The organism is Cryobacterium sp. Sr3 (assembly GCF_004402835.1).
Taxonomy (GTDB): Bacteria; Actinomycetota; Actinomycetes; order Actinomycetales; family Microbacteriaceae; genus Cryobacterium; species Cryobacterium sandaracinum.
Genome location: NZ_SOFA01000007.1, coordinates 1 through 16,532 on the forward strand (window position 1 = coordinate 1; position 16,532 = coordinate 16,532).

Sequence of the window (16,532 nt, forward strand, 5' to 3'; positions counted from 1 at the left end):
ACGTAAGAGATGAGGGCCTCCGTTGCATCGTGTTGAGTGTGGTAACCCAATCGATACCGGAGGTCCTCACCTTTTTAGCTCACGCCACGCTCACAACCTGTGTGGGAACAACATCTAGCGGCCGCCAGGTTCGTCAGCGGGGTCGGACTCGCCCGCTGCGTCCGGCGTCGAACCAATTCGACGGAGATTTTGCGACACGAGGCCGCTTGCGAGCTGTTTCGAACCCGTTTTGGGCAAAATCTCCGTCGAATTCGTCAGGGTGCGGTTCTGGGCGGGCGGCGGACGGATACCGAGCGACGGCTTACCCTGAGGTAATGCGATTCGCACGAATGCGCCGAGGCGGCGAGAACCTCGGCGTGAGCCGGCCGCGGCTGTCCCGAGAGGTCTACGTGCTCGGCGTGATCGCGTTCTTCGTGATGGTGGGCTTCGGCGTCGTCGTGCCGGTGCTGCCCGTCTACGTGCGCAGCTTCGGGGTCGGCTACCTGGAAATCGGCGCCGTCGTCTCCGCGTTCGCGCTGATGCGCTTCGTCTCCAGCCCGTTCACCGGGCGCCTGATCGACTGGGCCGGCGAACGCGTGATCCTGGCCTCCGGCATCGGGATCGTCGCCGTTTCCAGCGGGCTGGTCGGCGTGGCCCAGAACTATCCGCAGCTGCTGCTCCTGCGCGGAGCCGGCGGCGTCGGTTCGGCCCTGTTCACGGTGGCGGCCATGACTCTCCTGCTCGGCTCCACGGCACCGGGATTCCGGGCCAGGGCCATCGGGTTCTACCAGGGTGGGTTCCTGCTCGGCGGGATGGCCGGCCCCGCGCTCGGCGGGCTCCTCGCCACGATCTCGCTCACCGCGCCGTTCTTCTTCTACGCCGCGACGCTCGCCGTTGCCGGCATCCTCGGGCTCGTGCTGCTGCGCCCGGTGCGGGGTGGGGTCGCCGCGGCCGGCCCGGCGCCCGAGCGCATCCCGTTCCGAACGGTGCTGCGGGACACCCGGTTCCGCGCGGCGTGCATCGCTAACTTCTCCACCGGCTGGAACTCGTTCGGCGTGCGCAACGCCCTGATCCCCGTGCTGGTCGTCGAGGTGCTGCGGGGTCCGACCGCCTGGACCGGCATCGCCTTCGCCTTCGCGGCCGTCGCCCAGACGGTGGCACTCGCGCCGGCCGCGCGGTTCGTCGACACTGTGGGCCGTCGCCCGGCCATCATCGGAGCGTTCCTGGTTGCCGGGGTCACCATCCTCGCGGTCCCGTTCGCGCCGAACATCATCGTGCTCACGGCCCTGCTTTGCCTCTACGGCGTGGCCTCGGCGTTCATGGGCACCGCCCCGGCCGCATCCGTCGGCGACGCGGCCGGCGCCGGTGGCGGTCGACCCGTGTCGGTCTTCTCGATGTTCTCCGACCTGGGTGCCATCGTCGGCCCGCTCGCGGCCGGGTTTCTCGTTGACAGCGCCTCCTATCCGGTAGCCTTCGGCGTCGGCGCCTTGCTGTTCTTCGCGACCTCTGTCTACGCGCTGCGGATGCCGCGGCAGGCCCGCCCGGCGTAGTCCCGCCCCGAGAGAGGTCGAATACAGCTACGAAACTGTCACCAATAAATAGTGACAGAGACTCGACTTCATGTGCGCAACGAGGTATCCTCGTAACATGACGAACCTCGCAGAAGACCTCAGGCAGGCGGCCGACGCCGTCGCGCTGTTGCGTTCCTCGCGCGCCGACCTCGCAGCCCTTCCCGACGCCGGGGCGCTGGCCGGCCAGAAGCGAATCGCATGCGCCCGCCGTCTGCTCGACACCTATGCCGCGTTGATGGCCGCAACCATTGCTGACCGTTCGCGGCCGGAGCTCGGCCATTCGGGGTTGGCGGCGCAGCAGGGGTACTTGTCCCCGGAAGCCCTGATCCAGAACTGGACAGGCTCGTCCAAGGGTGACGCCTACAAACTGGTCGCAGTCGGCACGATGATGGCCGACACCGAGGCGGCCGAGAAGCTGGTCAAGGAGGCGCTCTCGTCGCCCGACACGGATGCCGCCGAGGTTGCCGAATTCGTCGCGAAGGTGCCGTGGCACGCGCCGATCGCCCGGGCCGTCACCGCCGGCACGCTCTCGGTCGACGCGGCCGAGTCGATCCGCGCCGGCCTCGGCCAGATCGACGCCGCCGTCACCGCCGAGAAGCTCGGAGCGGCGCTGGAGTCCCTGCTGGCCGAGGTGTCAACGTTGAACGCCGACGATGTCTTCAAACGCGCAAGACGGATGCGTAACCACCTTGACGAGGCCGGCATCGCCGCCCGGGAGAAGCAGGCCCACGACGACCGCTACCTGAAGGTCTACCGGCTCAGCACGGGAACGTGCGCCTGAACGGCCTCTTCGCCCCCGAAGACGGGAAGTCGTGCTTTCGACCTTTGACTCCATCACCGGCCCGCGCCGCGGCGGGGTGCGATTCGTCGATAAGGAGCGGGCCGCCTGGGCCGAGAAGATGCAGGACGACCCGCGCAGCAACGAGCAGATCAACGCGGACTCGCTCGTGCAGCTGCTCACGATCGCCGGCGAGGCCGACCCCGGCCGCGTGTTCGGCGGACGACGCCCCTCGGTGCGCGTGATCGTGACCGAAAAGGCGCTCAAGACGGGGCAGACGGTGCAGGCCGGGCAGCCGGCTCCGGTTACGGCCGGGCAGGCCGGGCCGGATCAGGCGGCCGAACCCGCCGCGCACGGGCAGATGGAGGGCAACCCCGTCCCGATCTCGCAGGACACCATCGACCGGTTGCTCTGCGACACCGGCACCCGTGGCATCAAATTCGACGAAGACGGTCAGATCATCAACGTCGGCCGTGACGAACGACTCTTCACCGAGGCACAGCGCGCCGCGATGGCAGTGCGTGACGGCGGGTGCCTTTGGGTCGGCTGCGACCGATCACCGGCCTGGAGCGAGGCCCACCACATCAGTGAGTGGCTTACGGACAATGGGTACACCGACCTCGCCAACGGAGTGCTGCTGTGCCACCCGCACCATTTGCTGCTGCATAATCAGCACTGGAAGATAACCCGCACCAAAAGCCAGTACTGGCTGCGTCCACCGGCGGAAGTCGACCCGGAGCAGACGCGTATTGTGTTGCAGAGCAAGAGGACAGGGCTGTAGGGCGGGAGTCTGGCTTTTGGTCTCGACAGGCTCGATCAGCGTCGCGGGAACCTCCGGAGGACCGGTCGCCGGTCTTGACAAGCTCGACCAGCGTCGGGGGAACCTTGGGAGGGTTCGTCACCTGGTCTGACAAGCTCGGCCGGCGTCAGGGGAACCTTGGGGCCGGGATCCTCCCGGCTCAACCCGGCTCAACCGGGCTCAACCCGGTTCTGCACGGTTCTGCACGGTTCTGCCCGATGCGGCCGCCAGCGCCAGCGCACCGACTCTTCCCGAGCAGTTCCCGGTGCAGCGTCGCGGTTGCCACGTTATCCTTCGGGAACCTCATCTCGGCCACGGCGCCGAGCACGACCAGGGAGACTCCGGTCCCCTCGGCAAGCAGGATGGTGCCCAGCGGGAGGGCGACGAACTGCGCCAGGAGCAACTGGCAGCGCCCGAGCGGGTTGGAGACCAGGAGGTCAATGGTGCCTCGGGCATCGGCGCCTGCCCGGACGTCGGCGACGGCATGCCCAACAGCAACCGGATGGTCGTCGTCTTTCCGGCGCCGTTCGAGCCAAGGCAGCCTGACTGTGCGGCGGCCGCCGCCCTCAGTGCAGTTCTGCGCGGCCCGAGATGACGCCGCTGACCGTGGCCACCAGGGCGAAGATCACGGCGACCAGCGGCAGGCCGAGGTCCCACCAGGCCAGCGCGGCGGCCCCGAAGACGCTGATCTCGACGATGGCCTTGCCGAACGGGTCGAGGCGGAAGACCGCCTTGGGCGAGCGGAACAGCGCCCAGAGCACAATGGCGAAGGCAGGGGCCAGGATGCCCATGAGCATGCCCGGCCACGGCAGCGGCCACGCGGTGAAGCCCCAGATGCCCAGGCTGATGAACGCGAACAATTCGAGCAGGAAGCGCACGATGTCGTTGGGGCTGGTACTGGTCGTCGCGCTCGTATCGGTCACTCGCCCCATCCTACCGAGAGGCGGGAGGCTACCTGAAGATGATGGTGCGGGCGCCGTCGAGCAGGACCCGGTGCTCGGCGAACCAGGTGACCGCCTGGGTCAGGGTGCGGCTCTCCTCGTCCTGTCCGATGGCGACGAGTTCGGCCGGGCTGCGCGAGTGGTCCACCCGCACGACGTTCTGCTCGATGATCGGACCCTCGTCGAGGTCGCCCGTGACGAAGTGGGCCGTCGCCCCGATCAATTTCACCCCGCGGGCGTGCGCCTGCTTGTAGGGGTTGGCGCCCTTGAACCCGGGCAGGAAGGAGTGGTGGATGTTGATGGCGCGGCCTTCCAGCAGCGTGCAGAGTGCGGGGGAGAGGATCTGCATATACCGGGCGAGCACCACGAGCTCGATGTCGTACTCGGTGATGGCATCGACGACGCGAGCCTCGAAGGCCGCCTTGCCGGCGGCATCCGTCACCGGACGCGACTCGAACGGCACCCCGTAGAAGCCGACCAGGTCGCGCAGCGTGCCGTGGTTGCTCAGCACCAGCGGAACCTCGATAGGCAGCTGGCCCCCGCGCTGGCGGAAGAGCATGTCGTTGACGCAGTTTCCGGCGGTCGAGGCCAGGATCAGGGTGCGCTTGGGACGCCCGACGACGTCGATGACGGATTCCATGGCGTATCTGCGCACGACCGGGGCGAGCTCGTCCTCGAGATCAGCCTGGCTCGCCGCGGATTCCACCTGCAGCCGCATGAAGAACCGGCCGGTGTCGGCGCTGGTGAACTGCTGGCTCTCGGTGATGTTGCCGCGCGCCCGCACGATCGCGCCGCTGACCGCGTGCACGATACCCGGCTGGTCGACGCAGACGAGAGTGATCACCCAATGGTGGCGCGGGTGCGGTGCGAGGGAAGAGGTCATCGGACTAGGTTACCGGCCCCCTGCCGCACACTCGGCCCGTCGGCTAGGCTGGAAATCGGTCGGCGCAGCACGCCGGCCCCGGGCGCGCACGTCGGCGCGCAGTCGATCCGGACCGGCCCGCGGCACACCCGCGCTGCCCCTGTTCCCGTCTGTGAGCCACAGAGCCATGTCATTCACCGCACCCATCAACCTGCCCTCGCTGGAAGCGCCGGAAGCGCCGCACGCGCCGGAGAGCATCGCGGCCGCCGCCCGACCCTTCCCCTGGGTGGGCCTGCTCGCCCTGGCCGCCGCCGTCTTCCTCTCCGTCACCTCCGAGATGCTTCCGACGGGCCTTCTACCCGACATGAGCCGGGCGCTCGGGGTCACCGAGGGACAGGTCGGCCTGCTCGTTTCCTGGTTCGCGTTCACCGTGGTGCTCACGAGCACCTCGCTCGCCCACCTCAGCCGCCGCCTGCCGCGGCACGGCCTGATTGTGCTCGTGCTCGTGGTGCTGGCGATCAGCAATGTGCTCACCGCCATCGCCCCCAACTACGCCTTCATGGTCGGCGGGCGCATCATCGGCGGAATGGCCCATGGCCTGTTCTGGGCCGTCGTCGGCGCCTACGCCGCGCACCTCGTGCCGCGGGAACAGATCGGCCGTGCCGTGGCCATCACCGTCTCGGGCGGCACGCTCGCCTTCGTGTTCGGGGTGCCCATCGCCACCGCCGCCGGGCACCTGCTCGGCTGGCGGCTGTCGTTCCTGGCCCTCGCCGCCCTCATGCTGATCGGCGCGGTCGTCGTCTGGCGGTTCCTGCCGCCGGTGTCGCACTATGGTGCTCGCGTGACGGATGCCACGGCAAGCGATCCGACCGCGGCCGGCAACGCGGGGGCCGCCGCCGCACATGCCGCCACTGCTATCGCTGAACCGCGTCGCGACCCGACCATGCGCGCCGTGATCCTGCTTTCCGTGATCACCGGCCTGACCATGGTCGGGCATTACACGTTCTACACGTACATCGCCCCGTTCCTGATCGACGAGATGGGCGTGGACTCCGGCGCGGTCGCCCCGCTCCTGTTCGCCTATGGGATTGCCGGTGCGGTCGGCCTGGTGCTCTCCGGCACGGTCTTCGGCCCCCGGCCGCAGCTCGGGCTCGTCATCGGCATCGCCGTGTCGGCGCTGAGCGTGACCGTGCTGGCCCTCTTCGCGGCGACGCTGCCGGTTGCCATCACCGCCTTCGTGCTCTGGGGTCTGGCCTTCGGCATGCTGCCGCCGCTGCTGCAGACGCGGCTGCTGCGTACGGCCTCGCTCCGCATCCGTGACACCGCCAGCGCCATCTACACGACCGCGTTCAACGCCGGGATCGGCGGTGGCGCCCTTCTCGGCGCCGCGCTGCTCGGCTCGGCCGGAATGCAGGCCGTGCCGCTGGTCTACGTCGGAATCCTGGTGCTGGCCTTCGTGCTGGTGATCGTCAGCGACGTCGTCGTGCGCCGCCGGGCGGCCTGACCGGCGGCGTGTCGACCTGAAACGGCTGAGACGACACGATTGCGGGGCGCGGAAGCATCCGCACCCCTCAATCATGTCGGTTCACCGGCCGCCGGTGTACGGGACCGCTGCGAGGATCTCGATCTGAATGCTGACGTTGGTCGGCGTCGTGTACGCGACGGTGTCGCCGACGTGGGTTCCAATGATGGCCTGGCCGATCGGTGACGAGGGGGAGTACACGTCTACCTTCACCTCAGGGTCGAGGGAGACAAGTTCACGCTCGCCAAGGAGGAACACGGTCGCCCGGGTGTCGCCGGAGAGCATCGCGGTGATCCTCATCCCGGGCTCGACCAGGCCGTCGTCCGGTTTGACCGAGGCCTCGGCCTGGCGGAGGGTCGTGCGCAGCTCCCGGATTCGCTCGGACGTGGCCGCGTTCGGGGTGGGGTCGCTGCCCAGCACAGCGAGTTCCTCGATCAGGAGGGCGAGCGAGCGGGGTGGCAGCCACACCGATTCGGTGGTCATAGAGTTCTCCGTAAATCGCGAGGCAATCTGCCGCGCAGTGATCAATCGGCCATGCTAGCCGCCCCGGCTCCACGCATGGGGGAATCGGCGATCGGTGGCGTGGCGGCTACTCCTCGCGGTCGGTGTCCTTCCGGTCGGCGCCCCGCAGTTGGTCCGACAGCGGGCGGCTGGGAAGGATCGGCACCTGGCCGGTGAACCCCTCGCGGGCGCTCGCGATCTCGAGAATGCGGCCGCGGCAGGCGTACCAGCCCACGATCAGCAGCGGGATGATGATCACGAGCGAGCTGATCGTGAGCGTGCCGACCGGCCAGTCGAAGGCCATCAGCACGAGCACGGCGACGAGGAAGACCAGGCTGGCGTACCCCGAATACGGTGCTCCGAACATCCGGAACGCCGGTCGCCGCAGGATGCCGAGCTTCGACCAGGCGTGCAGGCGCAGCTGGCAGAGCACGATCATGCCCCAGGCGCTGATGATGCCGATGGCGGCCATGTTCAGCACGATCTCGAAGGCCCTGTCGGGCACGACGGCGTTCAGGGCGACGCCCAGCAGGGTGACCACGCCGGTGAGCAGGATGCCGCCGAACGGCACACCCGTGCGGCTCACCTTGCCGGCGAAGCGCGGCGCCGATCCCGCCAGCGCCATCGACCGCAGGATGCGCCCGGTCGAGTACAGGCCCGCGTTGAGCGAGGACAGGGCCGCGGTGAGCACAACCAGGTTCATGATCACGTCGACGCCGCCGACGCCGATCGTGCCGAAGAACGTCACGAACGGGCTCTCGCCGGCCTTGTACGCGGTGTAGGGCAGCAGCAGGGAGAGCAGCAGGATCGAGCCCACGTAGAAGACGGCGATGCGGATGATGACGGTGTTGATCGCCTTCGGCATCACCTTCTCCGGGTTCTGGGTCTCCCCGGCGGTCGTGCCGACCAGCTCGATCGAGGCGTAGGCGAAGATGACGCCCTGCACCACGAGAACGGATGCGATCAGCCCGTTCGGCAGCCAGCCCCCGTTGTCCCCGATCAGGCTGAAGCCCGTCTCCTGGCCGGGGATCGGCGTGCCGAAAATGACCATCCAGGTGCCGATCAGCAGGAAGGCCACGATGGCGAGCACCTTGATCAGCGCGAACCAGAACTCGAGTTCGCCGAACACGCTCACTGACAGAAGGTTCAGGGAGAGCACGACGGCGAGGGCGGCGAGCGCGTACAGCCACTGCGGCACATCACCGAAAGGTGCCCAGTACTTCGCGAAGAAGTTCATGTACAGCGCCACGGCCGTGACGTCGACGATGGCGGTCATCACCCAGTTCAGCCAGTACAGCCAACCGGTGACGAACGCCGTCTTCTCGCCGAAGAACTCGCGGGCGTAGGAGACGAACGAGCCCGACGAGGGGCGGTGCAGCACGAGTTCGCCGAGCGCGCGCAGGATCAGGAACGCAAAGAAACCGCAGATCGCGTACACGAAGACGAGGGAGGGCCCGGCGATGGCCAGGCGTCCGCCTGCCCCGAGGAACAGGCCGGTGCCAATGGCCCCGCCGATGGCGATCATCTGCACCTGGCGGGCCTTGAGGCCCTTGTGCAGCCCCTCATCCTCGTGCACATTGAGGGCGTCCGAGATGTGCTCGAACGGCGTCTCCACGCCACGACCGTGGTACTCGGGATGGTCAGGTTTAAGGGGGAGTTGTGGTCCCCGGCTTGCACGCGTCATGGGGCTCTTCCGATAGATCCGGTTTTGCCCAACCCTAGCCGCCCGCGCACGGGGCCTGCGTCCACGGCCTCCGGTAGACTGAATTCGACATTCTGACTTCACGAGAGCCGGGAGGCCGCATGGCGACAATCCTCCTGACGTTTGCTGCCCTGTCCGCGCTCACCCCGATCCTCACGCGGTGGCTCTCGCTGCGTGTTTTCTACGTCATCGCATTGCTCCCCGCGACCGTCTCCGGCTATACCCTCACCCAGACCCGGGCCGTGTCGACCGGCGGAGCGATCACCGAGAGCGTCCCGTGGATTCCCGCGTTGGGTATCTCGCTCTCGTTCCGCGTCGACACCCTCGCCTGGCTGCTCGCCCTCGTCGTGACCGGGGTCGGCGCGCTCGTGCTGGTCTACTGCGCCCGCTACTTCAGCGCCGACGAGCCGGCGCTCGGGCGCTTCGCCGCGGTCCTGCTGGCGTTCGCCGGCGCGATGTACGGCCTGGTGACATCCGACGACATCGTCGTCATGTTCATCTTCTGGGAGATCACGAGCGTGCTCTCCTACATTTTGATCGGGCATTACACGTTCAAACGGGCGAGCCGCGGCGCCGCCCTGCAGGCGTTGCTGGTGACCACCTTCGGCGGGTTGATCATGCTGATCGGGGTCGTCATCCTCGCGGTGGAGGCCGGAACCACGTCGCTCGCAGCGATCGTCGCCGACCCCGTCACCGGCCCGGCTACCACCTGGTCGGTGCTGCTCATCCTGGTCGGCGCGCTGTCTAAGTCCGCGCTCGTGCCCTTCCACTTCTGGCTGCCGGCCGCGATGGCGGCGCCCACCCCGGTGAGCGCCTACCTGCACGCGGCCGCGATGGTCAAGGCCGGCATCTACCTGGTGGCGCGCCTCGCCCCCGGCTATGCCGACACGCCGGGCTGGATGCCGGTGCTCGTCACCCTCGGCGTCGTCACCATGCTGGTCGGCGCGTGGCGTTCGCTGCGCCAGTACGACCTCAAGCTGGTGCTCGCCTACGGCACGGTCAGCCAGCTCGGGTTCCTGATGGTCGTCGTCGGCTTTGGCACCCGGGATTCCGCGCTCGCCGGGGTGGCACTGCTCCTCGCCCACGCCCTCTACAAGTCGGCGCTGTTCCTGACCGTCGGCATCATCGACCACCGGGCCGGCACCCGCGACTGGCGACAGCTCTCCGGCGTGGGGCGCAACGCGCCCGTGCTGGCCGTGATCGCCCTGCTATCGGTCGCATCTATGGCCGGTATCCCGCCGCTGCTCGGCTTCGTCGCCAAGGAGTCCGTGTTCACGGCATTCCTCGAGGCGGGCCTGGCCGGCGACGGATGGGGCTGGGTGGCCCTGGTCGGCACCGTGGTCGGCTCCGTGCTGACGGTCGCCTACAGCGCCCGCTTCTTCTGGGGTGCCTTCGGCACCCGGGTCAGCCTCGCAGACACCGCCCTGCACCCCGCCCGCTGGGACTTCCAGCTGGCGCCGGGACTGCTCGCCGTGGCCACCCTCCTGCTCGGCCCCCTCGTCTTCCTGCTCGACCCGGTGCTGGTCTCCTACGCCGACACCGTTCCCGGCGGCGGCGACTACCACCTCGCGCTCTGGCACGGCTTCGAACCGGCGCTCGCCCTGAGTGCCGTTGTTCTCCTGCTCGGCGCCGTGCTGTTCTGGAAGCGGCCGGGCGTGGCCCGGCTGCAGGGCACGGTGCCGGCCTACATCGACGCCGGTCAGGGCTACGGCTCCACCGTGCGCGGCATCGACCGGGCCGCGGCGCGCATCACCCACTTCGCCCAGCAGGGCGGGTTGCCGCAGTACCTGTCCACCATCCTCGTCGTCTTCGTGCTGGCCCTGGGCTTCGCGGCCTTCGTCAACCGCAGCTGGCCCGAGGAGGTCGTGCTCTGGGACTACCCGGGCCAGGTCGTGATCGCCCTCATCATGGGCATCGCGGCGGTGATGGCGGCTCGCGTCGGTGAGCGCATCACTGCCGTGCTGCTGGCCGGCGTCACGGGCTACGGCCTCGTCGCGTTCTTCGCCTTCCACGGCGCTCCCGACCTGGCCCTGACGCAGGCCCTGGTCGAGACGATGACCATCGTCGTCTTCGTGCTGGTGCTGCGCCGGTTGCCGCAGAAGATCGCCCAGCACAACCGGCCGATGCACCGGCGGCGGCGCGTGCTGATCGGCGTGCTGGTGGGCGCCGTGATGGGCACCATCGGCGTGATCGCGCTCGGTGCACGGGAGGCCCCAAGCATCGCGGCGGAGCTTCCGCGCCTCGCGGTCGAGGAGGGGCACGGACGCAACATCGTGAACGTGATGCTCGTGGACATCCGTGCCTGGGACACGATGGGTGAGATCTCCGTGCTGATCGTGGTGGCCACCGGCGTCGCCAGCCTCCTCTTCGTCTCGGGCCGCAACGCGGTCGTGCCCCGGCTGCGCGATTCCCGCAAACGCCGGTCGCTGCCGCACCGTCGCAAGGTCGTCGCCGACCCGGCCGCGTCCTCCGAGGGGCATGCGGTCACTCGCCAGTCCTGGCTCCTGGCCGGCCGTACGGTTGCCGAGAAGGACCGGTCGATCATGCTCGAGGTGCTCGTGCGGCTGCTGTTCTACCCGGCCATGATCGTCTCCGTCTACCTGCTCATCGCCGGCCACAACGCGCCCGGCGGCGGCTTCGCCGGTGGCCTGATCGCCGGGCTGGCGCTCGTCTCCCGCTACCTCGCGGGAGGCCGCTACGAGCTGGGCGAGGCGGTACCCATCGATCCCGGCAAGATCCTCGGGCTCGGCATCGTGCTGGCGGTCGGGATGGCCGTGGTCTCGCTCTTCTTCAGCGGCATCCCGCTTGAATCCGCCTACTTCGAAACCACGGTACCCGTGCTCGGCCCCCTTTCTTTCGGCACCTCCACCATCTTCGACATCGGCGTGTACCTGGTCGTGGTCGGTCTCGTGTTGGACATCCTGCGCAGCCTCGGCAGCGAAGTCGATCGACAGCAGGAAGCCGGCGAGACCGAGCCGCACCCGCAGCCCGAGCAGGGCGCGGTGGTAGCCGGATGAGCGCCTCCCTCACCCTCGTGATCGTGATGGCGGTCCTGTACGCCGCCGGCGTCTACGTGATGCTGGAGCGCAGTCTCACCCGGGTGCTGATCGGATTCCTCCTGGTGGGCAACGCCACGAACCTGCTGATCTTCATCATGAGCGGCCGCCCCGGCAACGCGCCCATCGTCACCGGCACGGCCGCCGACGCTGCGATGGTCGACCCGGTGCCCCAGGTGCTCATGCTCACCGCCATCGTGATCAACTTCGGCATCACGGCGCTCATCCTCGCGCTGATCTACCGGTCCTGGTGGCTGGCCCGGCTGGGCGACGAGGGTGACACGGTCACCGACGAGCATGCGGCCGAGACCGTGGCAAGCACGGAGGAGTCCTTCCGCTCGGTCACCGAGGACGAGGCAGCCAGCCAGGAAGACCTCGACGCGAGCGAGCGCGAGAGCGAGCTCGGTGCCCCTGCCAACGCGCCGGACAAGGGGATGAAGCTATGAATCTCCTCGTGCCTCTGGTCGTCACCATCCCGCTGCTCGGAAGCGCTCTGACCCTCGCCCTCGGCCGCCGTCGCCCCCAGCAGATCGTGGTCAGCGTGATCGCCCTGACGCTGGTGGCGTTTATCGGCGCGGTCCTGCTGGTGCAGGTCGATCAGACCGGCCCCGCCGTCGTGCACGTGGGCGGCTGGGATGCGCCGTGGGGCATCGTGCTCGTCGTCGACCGGCTCTCGGCGATCATGCTTCTGGTCTCCGCGCTGATGCTGCTCGGCGTGCTCCTGTTCGCCGTGGGGCAGGGCATCGTCGACGGAGACCGGGAAACCCCGGTTTCGATCTTCCATCCCACCTATCTCGTGCTGGCGGCCGGGCTGTTCAACGCGTTCATCGCGGGGGACCTGTTCAACCTCTACGTTGGTTTCGAGATGCTGCTCTCGGCTAGTTACGTGCTGTTGACGCTCGGCGGAACGGGTGCGCGCATCCGTGTCGGTGTCACCTACATCGTGGTGAGCCTGGTCTCCTCCATCCTGTTCCTCAGCGCGATCGCCCTGATCTATGGGGCCACGGGCACCGTCACCATGGCGCTCATCTCCGAGCGGGTGGCGGACCTCCCGCCGGACGTGCAGCTGATCCTCAACCTGCTGCTCCTGCTGGCCTTCTGCGTGAAGGCCGCCGTGTTTCCGCTGTCGTTCTGGTTGCCCGACTCCTATCCCACGGCCCCGGCGCCGGTCACTGCGGTGTTCGCGGGGCTGCTCACGAAGGTCGGAATCTACGCGATCATCCGCACCCAGACCCTGCTCTTCCCCGAGAGCCCGCTGTCGGTGCCGCTGATGGTGGTGGCGTTGCTGACCCTGATCGTGGGCATCCTCGGGGCGCTCGCGCAGGCGGACATCAAGCGGCTGCTGTCGTTCACGCTGGTGAGCCACATCGGCTACATGATCTTCGGCATCGCGATGGGCACGCCGCTGGCGATCGCGGCCACCATCTTCTACGTCGTGCACCACATCACGGTGCAGACGACCCTCTTCCTCTGCGCGGGGCTGATCGAGCGGGTGGGCGGCACCACCTCGCTGGCCCGGCTCGGCGGACTGTTGACAGCGGCGCCGTTCGTAGCCTTCCTGTTCTTCGTTGGGGCGCTCAACCTCGGCGGCATCCCGCCGTTCTCGGGCTTCCTCGGCAAGATCGCCCTCTTCCAGGCCGGCGCGGACATCGCCGAACCGGTGACCTACATCCTGATGGGCGCCGGCGCCGCCACCTCGCTGCTCACGCTCTACGCCCTGGCCCGCGTCTGGAACATCGCGTTCTGGCGGGGGGCCGGCGAGGTCGAGGACTACGAGTCGCCGATGCTCGATGCGCTCCTGGACGACCCGGACGACGAGGGCACGGTCACGACGCGCACCATCTCGCCGCTGATGACCGGCGCGACGACGGCGCTGCTGCTGCTGACCGTCTCACTCACCGTGTTCGCCGGGCCGGTGTTCGCGTTCACCACCCGTGCGGCGGCCAACATCGAGAACCCGGCCACGTACATCGACGCCGTCTTCCCGAACGGCACGCCATGAGCACCCCGAAGCAGCGCCTCGTCGCCATCGCCAACCAGGCGCCGCTGTTCCTGGGGCTCGTGCTGCTGTGGATGCTGCTCTGGGGCTCGTTCTCCTGGCTCAACCTGCTCACCGGCACGCTGCTGGCCACCCTCGTCTCCGTGGGCTTCTACCTGCCGGCCGTGGAGCTGGGTTTGCGTCTTAACCCGTGGTACACCGTGCTCTACCTGATCCGGCTCGGGTTCGACATCGTCCGGGGCTCGCTGCAGGTGGCCGTCCTCGCGCTCTCCCCGCGCTACACACCCAGCAACGCGATCGTGGCGGTGCACCTGCGCACCCGCAGCGACTTCATCCTGACGCTGACCGGGGTGTCGACGTCCATCGTTCCCGGGGCGATCGTGGTCGATGTGGACCGGGTGCAGTCCACCCTCTATCTGCACGTGCTGAACGTGGCGCATCCGGAACAGGTGGAGCGGTTCCGGAACGGCGTGCTGGCCGAGGAGCGCCGGATCGTGATGGCCCTCGGGTCCCGGGAAGACGTGGAACGGCTCCACCGGGTGAGCGGCGAGGACCGGAGTGAGAAAGACCAGCGCGCACGCGACCAGCATGCGAATGAGAAACTGAAGCGGGGAGGAACCGCCTGATGCACATCGTTGCCGTCATTGCCGGGGTGCTGTTCGGGGCCGGTGCCCTGTGCGCCCTCTATCGAATCGTGCGGGGACCGACCGTGCTGGACCGGGTGATCGCCTCGGATGTCCTGGTCGCGACCGTGATCTGCGCCATGGGCGCGGAGATGGCATTCAACCGGCACACCGACACGCTGCCGGTGCTGCTGGTCCTCGCCCTCTTCGCGGTGCTCGGCTCGCTGAGCGTCGCCCGCTTCCTGCCCGTGCGGGACACCGAATGACCGACGAACTGCGCGACGTGATCTCGGCTGTCCTGGTGCTCGCCGGGGCCGTGATGTGCTTCGCGGCCGGAATCGGCGTCATCCGTTTCCCCGACGTACTATCGCGGCTGCACGCCGCCACCAAACCGCAGATCTTCGGCCTCATGGCGATCACGGCCGACGTCGCTCTGAACAACTTTACCGTGGGCACCGTCACCCTCGTCATGGCCATCGTCGTGTTCCAGGCGTTGACCGCCCCGGTCGCAGCGCACATGGTGGGCCGGGCCGCCTATGACACCCACCATGTGCGTGTCGATGTGCTCATAATCGATGAGCTCGGTACCCGGCCCGAATGATAAGATCGTCTCTGTCGCGACTGGCGTAGCACGAAAGATGGGTCACCATCGGGGAGCGACTGACACGGTTAGTGACCGCACGCCTGGGCCACGACGATTGATCATCACGTCGTTAAACAAGAAGTCTGAGGAGACCCCGTGCCCGAATCCGTGCCATCCACCGTTCTGCGGTCCACATTCAACGAGCCCCTTGAGGTCGTCGACCCCGAGATCGCCGCCGTTCTCGAGCAGGAGCTCGGACGCCAGCGCGACTACCTCGAGATGATCGCCAGCGAGAACTTCGTGCCGCGCGCTGTGCTGCAGTCGCAGGGCTCCGTGCTCACCAACAAGTACGCCGAGGGTTACCCGGGACGCCGCTACTACGGCGGCTGCGAGTACGTGGACGTCGCCGAACAGCTCGCCATCGACCGGGCCAAGTCCCTCTTCGGCGCCGCGTACGCCAACGTGCAGCCGCACTCCGGCGCCACCGCGAACGCCGCCGTGCTCTCGGCCATCGCGACGCCCGGCGACACCATCCTCGGTCTGGAACTTGCCCACGGCGGCCATCTCACCCACGGCATGAAGCTCAACTTCTCCGGCAAGCTCTACAATCCCGTCGCCTACGGCGTCGACCCGACCACCTTCCTGGTCGACATGGACGTCGTGCGCGAGACGGCACTCGAGACCAAGCCCAAGGTCATCATCGCCGGCTGGTCCGCCTACCCGCGCCACCTCGACTTCGAGGCCTTTCGCAGCATCGCCGACGAGGTCGGCGCCCTGCTCTGGGTCGACATGGCCCACTTCGCCGGACTCGTCGCCGCCGGCCTGCACCCGTCGCCGGTTCCCTACGCGGATGTCGTGTCCACCACCGTGCACAAGACCCTCGCCGGTCCCCGCTCCGGTCTGATCCTCTCGCGCGACATGGCGCTGGCGAAGAAGCTCAACTCCAACGTGTTCCCCGGCCAGCAGGGCGGCCCGCTGATGCACGTGATCGCCGCCAAGGCGACCGCGTTCAAGCTCGCGGCCGAGCCCGAGTTCAAGGAACGTCAGGAGCGCACCCTGCGCGGTGCCAGCATCCTCGCCGACCGTCTGATGGCGGATGATTCGCGCGCCGGCGGCGTCGACGTGCTCACCGGCGGCACCGACGTGCACCTCGTGCTCGCGGACCTCCGCAACTCGCCGATCAACGGACAGCAGGCCGAGGACGCCCTGCACGCGGTCGGCATCACGGTCAACCGCAACTCGGTGCCGTTCGACCCGCGCCCGCCGATGGTCACCAGCGGCCTGCGCATCGGAACCCCTGCCCTGGCCACCCGTGGCTTCGGCGATGAGGAGTTCACGGTCGTCGCCGACGTCATCGCCGAGGCGCTCAAGCCCGACGCCGACATCGAGGGCCTCCGCGCCCGCGTCAAGGTGCTTACCGAGGCCTTCCCGCTGTACCCCGGTCTGCAGCAGTAACGTCCGCCGCGCACCCGGCCGCCCTCGACCCGGGTGTCAACGCCGCAGGCTCCGCACCCTGGCGTACGGCCTGTGAACGATTTCGACGGAGATTTTGCTGCGAAAGCCCGCTGAAGGCATCCGTCACCGGCGTGTTGCCCAAAATCCCCGTCGGATTCGCA

The 16,532-nt window shown here is 68.2% G+C and carries 16 protein-coding genes and 1 riboswitch; of the genes, 12 read left to right on the forward strand and 4 right to left on the reverse strand.

Translation table 11 applies throughout. The features are described from left to right. Positions 1-314 precede the first annotated feature (314 nt). The 4 genes from E3N94_RS02255 (at position 315) to E3N94_RS17545 (ending at position 3,722) form a co-directional block, all read left to right on the forward strand. Positions 315-1,529 carry an MFS transporter gene (locus E3N94_RS02255; protein ID WP_241972965.1) on the forward strand — a complete coding sequence of 405 codons (1,215 nt, stop codon included), beginning with the start codon at positions 315-317 and terminating at the stop codon, positions 1,527-1,529. 97 nt (positions 1,530-1,626) lie between these two features. Continuing rightward, the gene (locus E3N94_RS17410) at positions 1,627-2,331 is read left to right on the forward strand and encodes a DUF222 domain-containing protein (protein ID WP_166790033.1); all 705 of its coding nucleotides are present in this window, start codon (positions 1,627-1,629) and stop codon (positions 2,329-2,331) included. Positions 2,332-2,362: 31 nt separating this feature from the next. Beyond that, positions 2,363-3,109 carry a DUF222 domain-containing protein gene (locus tag E3N94_RS17415; RefSeq protein WP_134569698.1) on the forward strand — a complete coding sequence of 249 codons (747 nt, stop codon included), beginning with the start codon at positions 2,363-2,365 and terminating at the stop codon, positions 3,107-3,109. 283 nt (positions 3,110-3,392) lie between these two features. Further along, entirely contained in the window at positions 3,393-3,722 is a 330-nt protein-coding gene (locus tag E3N94_RS17545) for a hypothetical protein (RefSeq protein WP_347232681.1), read from the forward strand. Here the strand turns inward: E3N94_RS17545 and E3N94_RS02275 are convergent. Together E3N94_RS02275 and E3N94_RS02280 are read right to left on the reverse strand one after the other, a co-directional pair. Further along, complete coding sequence (locus E3N94_RS02275; RefSeq protein ID WP_233191284.1) at positions 3,694-4,050, reverse strand: YrdB family protein; 357 nt, start codon at positions 4,048-4,050, stop codon at positions 3,694-3,696. The genes E3N94_RS17545 and E3N94_RS02275 overlap by 29 nt on opposite strands. 28 nt (positions 4,051-4,078) lie before the next feature. Then, on the reverse strand, positions 4,079-4,951 hold the full coding sequence (locus E3N94_RS02280) for a formyltetrahydrofolate deformylase (RefSeq protein WP_134419257.1): 873 nt from the start codon (positions 4,949-4,951) through the stop codon (positions 4,079-4,081). Between the two features lie 166 nt (positions 4,952-5,117). On the opposite strand from E3N94_RS02280, the gene E3N94_RS02285 reads away from it, so the two are divergent. Beyond that, entirely contained in the window at positions 5,118-6,434 is a 1,317-nt protein-coding gene (locus E3N94_RS02285; protein ID WP_134569699.1) for an MFS transporter, read from the forward strand. 81 nt (positions 6,435-6,515) lie between these two features. On the opposite strand, the gene E3N94_RS02290 is transcribed toward E3N94_RS02285, so the two are convergent. Then, the gene (locus tag E3N94_RS02290; protein WP_104100180.1) at positions 6,516-6,935 is read right to left on the reverse strand and encodes a GreA/GreB family elongation factor; all 420 of its coding nucleotides are present in this window, start codon (positions 6,933-6,935) and stop codon (positions 6,516-6,518) included. Positions 6,936-7,041: 106 nt separating this feature from the next. Beyond that, complete coding sequence (locus E3N94_RS02295) at positions 7,042-8,568, reverse strand: amino acid permease (RefSeq protein ID WP_241987036.1); 1,527 nt, start codon at positions 8,566-8,568, stop codon at positions 7,042-7,044. A gap of 188 nt (positions 8,569-8,756) precedes the next feature. On the opposite strand from E3N94_RS02295, the gene E3N94_RS02300 reads away from it, so the two are divergent. The 7 genes from E3N94_RS02300 (at position 8,757) to glyA (ending at position 16,371) form a co-directional block, all read left to right on the forward strand. Beyond that, on the forward strand, positions 8,757-11,672 hold the full coding sequence (locus E3N94_RS02300; protein ID WP_134569701.1) for a Na+/H+ antiporter subunit A: 2,916 nt from the start codon (positions 8,757-8,759) through the stop codon (positions 11,670-11,672). After that, positions 11,669-12,157, forward strand: coding sequence for an NADH-quinone oxidoreductase subunit K (locus tag E3N94_RS02305; protein WP_104100177.1), 489 nt, complete (start codon positions 11,669-11,671; stop codon positions 12,155-12,157). Before E3N94_RS02300 ends, E3N94_RS02305 begins: the two co-directional genes overlap by 4 nt. Beyond that, positions 12,154-13,713 (forward strand): Na+/H+ antiporter subunit D, encoded by a 1,560-nt coding sequence (locus E3N94_RS02310; RefSeq protein WP_104100176.1) that lies wholly within the window; start codon positions 12,154-12,156, stop codon positions 13,711-13,713. The genes E3N94_RS02305 and E3N94_RS02310 overlap by 4 nt, the downstream gene beginning before the upstream one ends. Then, positions 13,710-14,336, forward strand: coding sequence for a Na+/H+ antiporter subunit E (locus E3N94_RS02315; protein ID WP_104100175.1), 627 nt, complete (start codon positions 13,710-13,712; stop codon positions 14,334-14,336). Before E3N94_RS02310 ends, E3N94_RS02315 begins: the two co-directional genes overlap by 4 nt. Further along, complete coding sequence (locus E3N94_RS02320; protein ID WP_104100174.1) at positions 14,336-14,599, forward strand: monovalent cation/H+ antiporter complex subunit F; 264 nt, start codon at positions 14,336-14,338, stop codon at positions 14,597-14,599. The genes E3N94_RS02315 and E3N94_RS02320 overlap by 1 nt, the downstream gene beginning before the upstream one ends. Beyond that, on the forward strand, positions 14,596-14,934 hold the full coding sequence (gene mnhG, locus E3N94_RS02325) for a monovalent cation/H(+) antiporter subunit G (protein WP_104100173.1): 339 nt from the start codon (positions 14,596-14,598) through the stop codon (positions 14,932-14,934). Before E3N94_RS02320 ends, mnhG begins: the two co-directional genes overlap by 4 nt. A 6-nt stretch (positions 14,935-14,940) precedes the next feature. Continuing rightward, positions 14,941-15,030, forward strand: a riboswitch (ZMP/ZTP riboswitch). Positions 15,031-15,072: 42 nt separating this feature from the next. Further along, positions 15,073-16,371: a serine hydroxymethyltransferase gene (glyA, locus tag E3N94_RS02330; RefSeq protein WP_104100172.1), complete on the forward strand. Its 1,299-nt coding sequence runs from the start codon at positions 15,073-15,075 to the stop codon at positions 16,369-16,371. The last annotated feature ends 161 nt before the right edge of the window (positions 16,372-16,532 follow it).

Excerpts from the sequence above, each read along its gene's own strand:
- E3N94_RS02255 (WP_241972965.1), top strand. The coding sequence starts at position 315 with ATGCGATTCGCACGAATGCGCCGAGGCGGCGAGAACCTCGGCGTGAGC.
- E3N94_RS17410 (WP_166790033.1), top strand. The coding sequence starts at position 1,627 with ATGACGAACCTCGCAGAAGACCTCAGGCAGGCGGCCGACGCCGTCGCG.
- E3N94_RS02280 (WP_134419257.1), bottom strand. The coding sequence starts at position 4,951 with ATGACCTCTTCCCTCGCACCGCACCCGCGCCACCATTGGGTGATCACT.
- E3N94_RS02285 (WP_134569699.1), top strand. The coding sequence starts at position 5,118 with ATGTCATTCACCGCACCCATCAACCTGCCCTCGCTGGAAGCGCCGGAA.
- E3N94_RS02290 (WP_104100180.1), bottom strand. The coding sequence starts at position 6,935 with ATGACCACCGAATCGGTGTGGCTGCCACCCCGCTCGCTCGCCCTCCTG.
- E3N94_RS02300 (WP_134569701.1), top strand. The coding sequence starts at position 8,757 with ATGGCGACAATCCTCCTGACGTTTGCTGCCCTGTCCGCGCTCACCCCG.
- E3N94_RS02305 (WP_104100177.1), top strand. The coding sequence starts at position 11,669 with ATGAGCGCCTCCCTCACCCTCGTGATCGTGATGGCGGTCCTGTACGCC.
- E3N94_RS02310 (WP_104100176.1), top strand. The coding sequence starts at position 12,154 with ATGAATCTCCTCGTGCCTCTGGTCGTCACCATCCCGCTGCTCGGAAGC.
- E3N94_RS02315 (WP_104100175.1), top strand. The coding sequence starts at position 13,710 with ATGAGCACCCCGAAGCAGCGCCTCGTCGCCATCGCCAACCAGGCGCCG.
- E3N94_RS02320 (WP_104100174.1), top strand. The coding sequence starts at position 14,336 with ATGCACATCGTTGCCGTCATTGCCGGGGTGCTGTTCGGGGCCGGTGCC.
- mnhG (WP_104100173.1), top strand. The coding sequence starts at position 14,596 with ATGACCGACGAACTGCGCGACGTGATCTCGGCTGTCCTGGTGCTCGCC.